Consider the following 2,144-nt stretch of genomic DNA (forward strand, 5'->3'; position numbering starts at 1 on the left):
GTTGAATGGAAGATAAAATCATCGAACTTGCTGATTACTTCATCAGCGAGAATACAACGTACAGAGAAGCTAAAATAGCGTGTGAGAAGCTATTGAAACAAGTCAGCCATGAGATTGAACTCAGGGCGCTGGAAAGTAGGACGAGGGGGGACGATAATGGAACAGCCGCATGTTAATGTTGATATTTCTGGTATGGAAAAATTAGCAGAAGTAACTCAAGAGGAGACTGAAAAAATATTAAGTTATGATGAAATCGAATTGCTAAAACCAATTACTCATCTTCATAAATCTATCTTTAGGCAAACAGAATACTTATCAGAGCAGTTGACTGAAAGGTTTCATCACCTTGAGGACTACAATAGTCCCATAGATGAAGAAACAATTAGATTAGCTGAGGTGACTATAGAATTTTATAATCTACTAATCAAGTCTCCTAGTATTAGTACAGTTGTCAAGGAGATTGTGAGCGAGGGACATAAGAGTTAAAGCGGTTAAGGCATCATTAACACTATCTGGATTGTAGTATTTAAGTTTATGTGCTTTGGAATTACGATAAAGATGTGCGATTGTCAGAAGTAAATTCTTCAATCCTTTATATTCACTTTGTTCGTCAAGAGTCTGTAATTTATTTCCGTTGATAATCATAACGGGTTCTTTGATTTTAAAACATTGGTCTATTAGACTTGCTGAGTCCAGAGACGAACCGGTTAGTAAACGAATGCGGTGAAAGATTCCTTTACTTGCTTCAAATACAGCATGAAAATAATTTTCTTGTAAGAGTTCCTGGGTGCAGAATTTTAAAACATTTGGATGAACATTTAATGTTCTCAACATATGATCAAGTGATTCAAATCGTTTCTTTGCCTCAACTAATGTTTTTGAAGCAGTAGTAATAACTACATGTCCATTATCTGATATGGCAAGGCCTTTTAGGGAAAGAACGACATTTAGTTTTAATCTTAAGTTTTCAAAATCTGAAACTTTATCGATGTACCGCAAAGGATTGCAGATATACTCAATTACAAGTTTGATATTAGATTCATCTTGTGTTTTGTTGAGTATATCAGACATGATATTGTGAACTCTATAGTGTTTATTGAGTCCAGAGTTCTGGTCGTTTTGGGAATATCCTAAGACTTCTCCCATCCTTGTGATTTCAGAATGTGAAACATAATCAGATAGTATTTTACTGATTGTATCTACAAATTGTGTATCAATACTTAACATAGTAAACCTCGTTTTTATTCTATTATACCAAATTTAGAAAGGAGGTAGGAACGTGACGAAAATGACATTAAAAACACTAAGAACACTCAAAAACTGGAGACAAAGTGATGCGGCAGCAGCTGTGAATGTATCAGTTGATACGTGGGGGCATTGGGAACGTGGGATAACAGAACCTAGTGTTTCGAAAGCATATCAAATCGCTAGTGTTTTCGATGTATCAGTAGATGATATTATTTTTTTATCCGATATTGCGGTTTGACCGTAATAAAAGAGTAGAAAGGAGAGCGTATGACAGATTTTAAAGATTTAGATTGCCAGTTCATCTTTCAGGAATCCAACTGAAGATTATACAGCTGTTAGTAATAGTTTTATCAACGATCCTGCGCTGGATTTTACAGCTGTCGGTATCATGATGGTGGTACTGGCTAATCACCCAAACTGGCAAGTCTATCCAGAAGAAATAGCTAAGCGGAAAGGTGTTAGTCGAGACACAGTTGATAGCTACTTCAAAATATTAGAAAAAAATGGCTACCTACGAATTGTTAAAAAAGGCATGGGACGTGGTAAAGGAGTTCGTGTTTTCAGATTTTTCTCAGATGTAAAAATATCTGATTTCCAATTCGATATTATGAAACAGAGATTAAATGAAAGTATATCTAAGTTATCCACAGGTTAGAATTTACATTTTCGATTTTTACAAATCTGTATTTTACAAATCTGTATTTTACAAATCAGAAAATTTAGGCACTAATAAATATTAACTAACAACAAGTATTAAATAACAATAAATATTAACTAACAATAAATATTAACTAACAATAAATATTAACTAACAACAAGTCCTACTTATCTTAATAAATAAAAGAGAGGTTAGAAAAAATAAATACAATGGAGAAAGAAATGAGACCAAGACGATA

At 33.6% G+C, this 2,144-nt stretch carries 4 protein-coding genes; 3 read left to right on the forward strand and 1 reads right to left on the reverse strand.

The annotated features are described in order from the left end of the window. Nucleotides 1-156 precede the first annotated feature (156 nt). Nucleotides 157-486: a hypothetical protein gene (locus tag HT671_RS00085; RefSeq protein WP_230558129.1), complete on the forward strand. Its 330-nt coding sequence runs from the start codon at nt 157-159 to the stop codon at nt 484-486. Here HT671_RS00085 and HT671_RS00090 read toward each other — a convergent pair. Continuing rightward, a complete protein-coding gene (locus HT671_RS00090; protein WP_023937574.1) occupies nt 421-1,227 on the reverse strand; it encodes a TIGR02391 family protein in 807 nt (268 codons plus the stop codon). The two genes, HT671_RS00085 and HT671_RS00090, sit on opposite strands and share 66 nt — an antisense overlap. A gap of 52 nt (nt 1,228-1,279) precedes the next feature. Here HT671_RS00090 and HT671_RS00095 point away from each other — a divergent pair, with 52 nt between their 5' ends. Continuing rightward, the gene (locus HT671_RS00095) at nt 1,280-1,486 is read left to right on the forward strand and encodes a helix-turn-helix transcriptional regulator (RefSeq protein ID WP_055387710.1); all 207 of its coding nucleotides are present in this window, start codon (nt 1,280-1,282) and stop codon (nt 1,484-1,486) included. Nucleotides 1,487-1,636: 150 nt separating this feature from the next. Beyond that, nucleotides 1,637-1,903 (forward strand): HTH domain-containing protein, encoded by a 267-nt coding sequence (locus HT671_RS00100; protein WP_023937570.1) that lies wholly within the window; start codon nt 1,637-1,639, stop codon nt 1,901-1,903. Nucleotides 1,904-2,144 lie beyond the last annotated feature (241 nt).

It is taken from the genome of Streptococcus sp. 2741 (assembly GCF_013276315.1).
Classification (GTDB): Bacteria; Bacillota; Bacilli; order Lactobacillales; family Streptococcaceae; genus Streptococcus; species Streptococcus pseudopneumoniae.

Excerpts from the sequence above, each read along its gene's own strand:
- HT671_RS00085 (WP_230558129.1), top strand. The coding sequence starts at position 157 with ATGGAACAGCCGCATGTTAATGTTGATATTTCTGGTATGGAAAAATTA.
- HT671_RS00090 (WP_023937574.1), bottom strand. The coding sequence starts at position 1,227 with ATGTTAAGTATTGATACACAATTTGTAGATACAATCAGTAAAATACTA.
- HT671_RS00100 (WP_023937570.1), top strand. The coding sequence starts at position 1,637 with ATGATGGTGGTACTGGCTAATCACCCAAACTGGCAAGTCTATCCAGAA.